Annotated in this window: 9 protein-coding genes and 1 pseudogene; 6 read left to right on the forward strand and 4 right to left on the reverse strand. The window is 64.2% G+C overall.

From position 1 onward, the window contains the following. Window positions 1-313, forward strand: a pseudogene (locus EN939_RS14575) (DUF4996 domain-containing protein); the annotation flags it as partial. A 180-nt stretch (window positions 314-493) separates the two neighbouring features. On the opposite strand, the gene EN939_RS14580 reads toward EN939_RS14575, so the two are convergent. Beyond that, entirely contained in the window at window positions 494-1,381 is an 888-nt protein-coding gene (locus tag EN939_RS14580; RefSeq protein WP_127268565.1) for an aldo/keto reductase family oxidoreductase, read from the reverse strand. Between the two features lie 91 nt (window positions 1,382-1,472). Between EN939_RS14580 and EN939_RS14585 the strand changes: the two genes are divergently transcribed. Continuing rightward, complete coding sequence (locus tag EN939_RS14585; RefSeq protein ID WP_127268566.1) at window positions 1,473-2,372, forward strand: LysR family transcriptional regulator; 900 nt, start codon at window positions 1,473-1,475, stop codon at window positions 2,370-2,372. A 196-nt stretch (window positions 2,373-2,568) separates the two neighbouring features. On the opposite strand, the gene rpsI is transcribed toward EN939_RS14585, so the two are convergent. From rpsI to EN939_RS14600, 3 genes are all read right to left on the reverse strand, one after another. Continuing rightward, on the reverse strand, window positions 2,569-3,051 hold the full coding sequence (rpsI, locus tag EN939_RS14590; RefSeq protein ID WP_023810272.1) for a 30S ribosomal protein S9: 483 nt from the start codon (window positions 3,049-3,051) through the stop codon (window positions 2,569-2,571). A gap of 1 nt (window position 3,052) precedes the next feature. Further along, on the reverse strand, window positions 3,053-3,517 hold the full coding sequence (rplM, locus tag EN939_RS14595; RefSeq protein WP_013532205.1) for a 50S ribosomal protein L13: 465 nt from the start codon (window positions 3,515-3,517) through the stop codon (window positions 3,053-3,055). Between the two features lie 215 nt (window positions 3,518-3,732). Then, complete coding sequence (locus EN939_RS14600; protein WP_027162402.1) at window positions 3,733-4,197, reverse strand: PaaI family thioesterase; 465 nt, start codon at window positions 4,195-4,197, stop codon at window positions 3,733-3,735. 141 nt (window positions 4,198-4,338) lie between these two features. Between EN939_RS14600 and EN939_RS14605 the strand changes: the two genes are divergently transcribed. Genes EN939_RS14605 through EN939_RS14620 form a run of 4 tightly spaced genes read left to right on the forward strand, consistent with a single transcriptional unit; the run spans window position 4,339 to window position 7,130 of the window. Next, window positions 4,339-5,160: an enoyl-CoA hydratase gene (locus EN939_RS14605; protein ID WP_127268567.1), complete on the forward strand. Its 822-nt coding sequence runs from the start codon at window positions 4,339-4,341 to the stop codon at window positions 5,158-5,160. A gap of 10 nt (window positions 5,161-5,170) precedes the next feature. Next, the gene (locus EN939_RS14610; protein ID WP_127268568.1) at window positions 5,171-5,593 is read left to right on the forward strand and encodes a VOC family protein; all 423 of its coding nucleotides are present in this window, start codon (window positions 5,171-5,173) and stop codon (window positions 5,591-5,593) included. Beyond that, window positions 5,593-6,369, forward strand: coding sequence for an AAA family ATPase (locus EN939_RS14615; protein WP_127268569.1), 777 nt, complete (start codon window positions 5,593-5,595; stop codon window positions 6,367-6,369). The genes EN939_RS14610 and EN939_RS14615 overlap by 1 nt, the downstream gene beginning before the upstream one ends. Then, window positions 6,366-7,130, forward strand: coding sequence for a GNAT family N-acetyltransferase (locus tag EN939_RS14620; RefSeq protein ID WP_127268570.1), 765 nt, complete (start codon window positions 6,366-6,368; stop codon window positions 7,128-7,130). Before EN939_RS14615 ends, EN939_RS14620 begins: the two co-directional genes overlap by 4 nt. Window positions 7,131-7,148: the final 18 nt, after the last annotated feature.

Below are 7,148 nucleotides of genomic sequence, written 5' to 3' on the forward strand. Positions count from 1 at the left end.
GACCGGCGGACCGTTGTTCAGCATGCGCATGCGCGCGGCCGCGGTCAGGGGCAACTGGCACATCTGGGCCGACACCTACGCCATCGCCAACAAGCCGGGCGGCTTCCTTGCCGGCGGCCGCGGCGACGAACTGGCGGTGCAGGCCAGCCTGCCGCGCGAAGTCTGGGGTTTTTGGGCCGATCGCGGCGCCACAATCATCCAGACGGACGAGCCGAAGGCAGCCATCGTATGGCTGACGGCGAATGGTTTTCGCGTGCCTTATGCCAATGAGGCGCGGCCGGCCGAGCCGGCGAATACGGCGAGTATCAACTAGAGGCTCGCCGCTGGAACAGCGATCTCCCCCCTTGAGGGGGAGATGGCCGGCAGGCCAGAGGGGGTCGCCGCGCACAGAGCGCCAACCTTCATCTGCCGCAGGAGGTCGCGCCCGGTCGTGCCGACCCCCTCTGTCGCCTTTGGCGACATCTCCCCCTCAAAGGGGGAAACTGGTCGCGCCTTACGCCGCCTTGGCCATCCCATCCAACTCCTGAAGCACATCCCCTGAAAGCTTGAGTTCAGCCGCAGCGAGGTTCTCCCGCAAATGTCCGACCGACGATGTGCCGGGAATCAGCAAGATGTTGGGCGCGCGGCGCAGCAGCCAGGCGAGCGCAATCTGCATTGGCGTGGCGCCGAGGCGCGTTGCGACGTCCGACAGGGTGGAGGATTGCAGCGGGTTGAAGCCGCCGAGCGGGAAGAACGGCACATAGGCGATGCCGTCGCGGGCAAGGTCGTCGATCAGGGCGTCGTCGCCGCGATGCGCAAGATTGTACTGATTCTGCACGCAGACGATCTCGGCGATACGGCGCCCTTCGGCGATCTGCGCCGGCGTCACGTTGCTCAGCCCGATATGCCTGACCAAACCTTTTTGCTGAAGCCCGGCCAGGATGGTGAGTGGCGCTTCGATCGATCCCTCGGCGGGGCCATGGGTATCGAACATGATGCGCAGGTTGACGACGTCGAGCACATCGAGCCCAAGATTGCTTAGATTGTCGTGCACCGCCTGGGTCAGCGCCTCGGGAGAGAAAGCCGGCAGCCAGGAGCCATCGGGCCCGCGCCGCGCACCGATCTTGGTGACGATGACGAGATCGTCGGGGTAGGGTGCCAGTGCTTCGCGGATCAGCCGGTTGGTGACGTGCGGGCCGTAGAAGTCGCTGGTATCGATATGGTCGATCCCCTGCGCAATCGCCTCGCGCAGCACGGCCAATGCCGCGTCATGGTCCTTGGGCGGCCCGAACACGCCGGGCCCGGCGAGCTGCATGGCGCCGTAGCCGAGCCGCTTCACGGTGCGGCTGCCAAGCTTGAAGGTGGCGGGGGCGAAGGTGCCGGATTGTTGGATATTGGACATGATTGATCTCCTTTGAGGAGGCAGAGATAGGCGCTGCCCAACCTCGTGATAATCCGGTACAATCCACACAGGCCGTGCGGAATGGCGAACAATGATGGACCTCAGTGACCTGAACGCCTTCGTGGCGGTGGCGCGCGCCGGCGGTTTTCGCGATGGCGCGCGTGCGAGCGGCGGCAGCGCCTCCGGCTTGAGTGAGGCGGTGCGTCGCCTGGAAGCGCAGCTTGGTGTCAGGTTGTTCAATCGCACGACGCGCAGCGTTGTCCCGACCGAGGCGGGCCTCAGCCTGCTGGAGCGGCTCGGCCCGGCGCTGTCGGAGGTGGAGGCGGCGCTGGATGTGGTGAACGGCTTTCGCGACAGGCCGGCGGGTTCGCTGCGTCTCAATGTGCCGGTCAGCGCCGCGCGGCTGATATTGCCGGATATCGTGCCGGGTTTCCTCGCCGCCTATCCCGGCATCCGTCTGGAAGTGATCGCCGATGAGAACTTTGTCGATGTGCTGGCGGCCGGGTGTGACGCCGGCATCCGCTATGACGAGCGGCTGGAGCAGGACATGATCGCGGTGCCGATCGGACCGCGCGTGCAGCGCTTCGCCACCGCTGCCAGCCCTGCCTATCTTGCTCGTCATGGGCGGCCGCAACACCCGAGCGACCTGCTTGGCCACTCTTGCGTGCGCGGGCGCTTTGCCAGCGGTGCGATGCTGCCTTGGGAGTTCGAGCGCGACGGTGAGGTGGTGCGGGTCGATCCGACAGGGCCGCTGATCGTGCGGATCGGCGGCGCGACCGATCTTGCCGTCGATGCGGCCATCGCCGGCACCGGCATCATCGGCCTCTTCGAGGGCTGGCTTCGCCCCTACTTCGAAAGCGGCGCGCTTGAGCCCATTCTCGAACCGTGGTGGCCGAGTTTTCCCGGACCGTTCCTCTATTATCCCGGCCGGCGGCTGGTGCCGGCCCCGCTGCGGGCGTTCATCGACTATATCAAGGGCGGCAAGGCCTGACCTGTTTATGCCGGCGCCTTCACCCCACCCGGCGCTACGCGCCGACCTCCCCATCGAGGGGAGGTAGGGCGTCGCGCTCTTCTACCTCCCCTCGATGGGGAGGTCGCGCCGCAGGCGCGGGTGGGGTGACTGCCGAGCCGCAAACAAAAAGGCCGCCCGGAGGCGGCCTTTTCGATTGTCTGAAGCTGCGGAACGCTTAGCGCTTCGAGAACTGGAACGAACGACGGGCTTTCGCCTTGCCGTACTTCTTGCGCTCGACGACGCGGCTGTCGCGGGTCAGGAAGCCGCCCTTTTTGAGCACGGCGCGCAGCGTCGGCTCGTAATAGGTCAGCGCCTTGGAGATGCCGTGACGCACGGCGCCAGCCTGGCCGGAGAGACCGCCGCCGACAACGGTCGCGACGATGTCGTACTGGCCGGCGCGGTTGGAGGCGATGATCGGCTGGTTGAGGATCATCTGCAGGACCGGACGCGCGAAATAGGTCGCGAATTCCTTGTCGTTGACGATGATCTTGCCGGAACCCGGCTTCACCCAGACGCGCGCAATGGCGTTCTTGCGCTTGCCGGTGGCATAGGCGCGGCCCGACTTGTCGAGCTTCTGGACGTGGACGGGGGCTGCCGGCTGGGTATTGGTGTTGCCGGTGGCGGCGCCCAGTTCTGCGAGCGAGGAAAGCTCAGCCATCTTATGCGACCTTCTTGTTCTTGGCGTTCAGCTTGGCCACGTCGAGCACGACGGGCTGCTGTGCGACATGCGGATGCTCGGCACCTGCATAGACGCGCAGGTTCTTCATCTGGCGACGGCCGAGCGGGCCACGTGGGACCATGCGCTCAACGGCCTTCTCGACGACACGCTCGGGGAAACGACCCTCGAGCAGCTGGCGCGCGGTGCGCTCCTTGATGCCGCCTGGGTGGCCGGTGTGCCAGTAATAGACCTTGTCGGTGAACTTCTTGCCGGTGAACACCACCTTGTCGGCATTGATGACAATGACGTTGTCGCCGTCGTCGACATGCGGGGTGAAGGTCGGCTTGTGCTTGCCGCGAAGATGATTGGCGATGACAGTGGCCAGACGACCGACGACGAGACCTTCGGCGTCGATCAGGATCCACTTCTTCACCACATCCGCAGGCTTCTGCGAAAAGGTTGTCATGTTTTCTGCTCTCGGTTCTGACCTTCATAAGAGAAGGCGTTTCTTGTTGCTTGGATTGTCGGAAGGACGCTGCCCGCCGCCAATAACAAAACGGCGGCCTTTGCGGGCCGCTGCTTCGTGAGGGCTTATAGGCGAGGGTGGTGATCGCGTCAAGGCGCGCGAAAAGGAGAATATCTGACAAAATGCGGCGAAAACAATAAGTTAAGTGAAAGGTATTATTTTACCACATCGCCATTCCGCTTCGGCGGGATCGAATAGGTGCCGGTGGCGTGCGCCACCGTGTGCCCGTCCGGGCCGGCAACGATGTCGATGTCGAACACCATCAGGCTCTTGCCCAGCTTCAGGATGCGGCAGTGGCCGTCGATCGGTCCGGCCTCTGCCTTGCGCACGAAATTGATGTCGAGGTTGACGGTAACGGAAAGCGCATCCGGCCCGGCATGGCTGAGCACGCAGACGTAGCCGCCAATGTCGGCCAGCGTGAACAGCGAAGGGCCGGACACCGTGCCGCCCGGACGCAGGTGCCGCTCGCCGGCGTTGAGCCGCACGGTGCAGCCGCCGGGGAACACGTCGATCGCCTCGAAATATTTGAACTGCTCGTTGAGCTGCGGATAGACGGTCTCCATCAGCGCATTGACTTGTTGCGCGGTCAGAACCGGCTTCAAATTGGTTTGGGCGGGCATGTCGGTCTCTCGTTTTGGCCGACCTGTATGGGCGCGGCGCGGCATTTCTGACAACCTTCGTCCCCTGGCGCAAGCGATCGGTGTTGGACGAAACCTGATCCGGTATTAGATAGCCCAGGCGGAATCGCGGAGACCTTATCCATGGCCGAAATCCTTGCCATCAAGCCTGCCGCCGTTGAAGGTCCGGTTGTTGCACAACTGGACAAGGGCGTGCTGCGCCTGACGCTCGCCAATCCGCCAGCCAACGCGCTGTCGCTGGCGGTGATGGCGGCGCTGACGGCCGAACTCGAGCGCGCCAAGGCCGACAAGGCCGTTCGCGTCATCGTTTTGTCGGCGGCCGGCAAGGTGTTCTGCGCCGGCCATGATCTCAAGGAAATGACGGCGCGCCGCACTGACGCCGATCATGGCAAGGCCTTCTTCGCAGAGACGTTTGCCGCTTGTGCGACGCTGATGCAGGCCATCGTGCGCCATCCCGTGCCTGTGATCGCCGAGGTTGACGGCCTTGCCACCGCCGCTGGGCTGCAACTGGTCGCCAGCTGCGATCTGGCGATCGCCTCGCACGAAGCGACCTTCTGCACGCCGGGCGTCAATATCGGGCTGTTTTGCTCGACGCCGATGGTGGCGCTGTCGCGCAACGTTTCGCGCAAGCATGCCATGGAGATGCTGCTGACCGGAGAGACGATCGATGCGGCGACCGCCAAGGAGTTCGGCCTGGTCAACCGCGTCGTGCCGCGCGAATACCTGAATCAGATCGTCACCAAATACGCGCAAACCATTGCTTCCAAATCATCTTTGGTGGTCAAGACCGGCAAGGAAGCCTTTTACGCCCAGGCTGAAATGGGCCTCGCGGACGCCTATGCCTATACCGGCCGGATCATGGTCGAGAACATGCTTGCGCGCGACGCGGAGGAGGGCATCGGCGCCTTCATCGGCAAGCGCAAGCCGGAATGGAAGGACGAGTAAGGAGAACGTCATGGAACCGCGCATCTCCATCATCACCATTGCTACCGATGATCTAGACCGCGCCGTGCGCTTCTACGAAGAGATGGGCTTGAAGCGGCATGCCGCCATCACCGACGGGGTCGCCTTCTTCCAGATGGGCGGCGTCATCCTCGGCCTGTTCCCGCGCGCCAGCGCAGAAGAGGATTCCGGCATCGCCTTCGCCGCGGCGCCATCGGCGGTCTACCTCGCCTACAACACTCGTTCCGACGCCGAAGTCGACGACGTGCTCGCCAGGGCGGAAAAAGCCGGCGGCCGCATCGTCAAGCCGGCCGGCCGGGCCTTTTGGGGCGGCTGGTACGGCTATTTCGCCGACGCCGACGGGCATGTCTGGGAAGTGGCGCACAATCCTGCCTTTCCGATCGCGGAAGACGGCACGATTTCGCTACCTGGCTGATGGCCCATCGCAAGCAGCTGACGCGGCTAAAGGCTCCCTATCTGAAGCGCATCCTGCTCGACGCCGAGCGCGTGGCGGACTGGGAGAAATATCCCTGGAATCTACCGCTGTTTCGCGGCCATGAGTTCGAACTCGAATTCACCACGCCGATCACCATCATTGTCGGCGAGAACGGCACCGGCAAATCGACGCTGCTCGAGGCGATCGGCGCACTGGCCGGCTATGACGAAGCCGGCGGCGGCAAGGGATATATGCCAGTCGACCATTCCAGCGCTATCGACAAGAGTGGTGCTGCGTTGGCCAACGCATTCCGTGGTCACTGGCTGCCGAAAGTCACCGCCGGCTGGTTCTTTCGCGCCGAATCCTTCTACTCCGTGGCCCGCTATCTCGATCAGGCAGCGCTGCAGTCTGGCGGGGCGCCGCCGGACTTCCTGTCCTGGTCGCATGGCGAGGGCTTTATCCGATTTTTCGAGGAGCGCTGCCGCAGGCAGGGCATCTACATCCTTGACGAACCCGAGAGCGCACTGTCGCCGACGCGACAGATCGAGCTGCTCAAGATGCTGCGGCGCATGGACCAGTCGGGCACCGCGCAAGTGATCATGGCGACGCATTCGCCGCTGCTGATGGCTTGTCCCGGCGCGCGGCTGTTCCGCATCAGCCGCTTCGGGCTCGACCCGACCGATTTCAGCGATACCGATCATTTTCGCATGATGCGCGACTTCTGTACCGATCCGCAGGCGTTCATGGAGGAAGCGCTGCGGGAGGATGACGCGTGAGCGCCGGCGACGATGATCTCAACTGGCGCGTCGAGCAGGCATGCCGCGAAGGCTGGCCGGCGGCGACCGGGGCGATCTTTGATGGCTGGCTCCTGCGGCGCTCCGGCGGACGGATCCGGCGCACCAATTCGGCCAATCCCTTGCGCGGCCAGCGTGGCGCGCCGGATGCTGTCATCGGCGCCGCCGAGTCCTTCTACATCGGCCACGGCCAGACGCCCTTGTTTCGGGTTCCCGACATCGCCGGCGAGCTCGAAGCCATACTCGACCATCGCGGATACCAGCCGGAAGGCGGCACGATCCATCTCCATGCCGGGATCGGCGACCTGGCTGAAGTCCGCGATGAGCAGGTCACCGTTTCGAAAGTGCCGGGCGAGGACTGGCTCGCGGCGCGGTTCCGCATGGGGACCTTTGACGACGCCGAGTGCCGCATCTTTCGCGAGATGACCGGGCTGATCGTCGGCGACCGGGCGTTCGTATCCTGTGAACGCGACAGCGAAATTGCCGCCTTGGCCTATGGCGTCATCCGCAATGGCCTGCTTGTGGTGGAATCGGTTGAAACCGATGGCCGTTTCAGGCAGCAAGGTCTGGGCCGCAAGACTGTCGGCGGCCTCATCGGCTGGGCGCGGCGGGCAGGGGTTCACGCCGCATGCTTGCAGGTGGTGGTCGACAACACGCCGGCTCGCGCTCTCTATGCCTCGCTTGGGTTCAGCCGTGAACTTTACCGATACCACTACCGCAGGAAGCCGCATGAACCACGATAGCTACGACAACACCTACAT

Source organism: Mesorhizobium sp. M7A.F.Ca.CA.002.05.1.1, from assembly GCF_003998335.1.
Classification (GTDB): domain Bacteria; phylum Pseudomonadota; class Alphaproteobacteria; order Rhizobiales; family Rhizobiaceae; genus Mesorhizobium.

Coding starts and splice junctions, on each gene's coding strand:
- EN939_RS14580 (WP_127268565.1), bottom strand. CDS start 1,381: ATGTCCAATATCCAACAATCCGGCACCTTCGCCCCCGCCACCTTCAAG.
- EN939_RS14585 (WP_127268566.1), top strand. CDS start 1,473: ATGATGGACCTCAGTGACCTGAACGCCTTCGTGGCGGTGGCGCGCGCC.
- rpsI (WP_023810272.1), bottom strand. CDS start 3,051: ATGGCTGAGCTTTCCTCGCTCGCAGAACTGGGCGCCGCCACCGGCAAC.
- rplM (WP_013532205.1), bottom strand. CDS start 3,517: ATGACAACCTTTTCGCAGAAGCCTGCGGATGTGGTGAAGAAGTGGATC.
- EN939_RS14600 (WP_027162402.1), bottom strand. CDS start 4,197: ATGCCCGCCCAAACCAATTTGAAGCCGGTTCTGACCGCGCAACAAGTC.
- EN939_RS14605 (WP_127268567.1), top strand. CDS start 4,339: ATGGCCGAAATCCTTGCCATCAAGCCTGCCGCCGTTGAAGGTCCGGTT.
- EN939_RS14610 (WP_127268568.1), top strand. CDS start 5,171: ATGGAACCGCGCATCTCCATCATCACCATTGCTACCGATGATCTAGAC.
- EN939_RS14615 (WP_127268569.1), top strand. CDS start 5,593: ATGGCCCATCGCAAGCAGCTGACGCGGCTAAAGGCTCCCTATCTGAAG.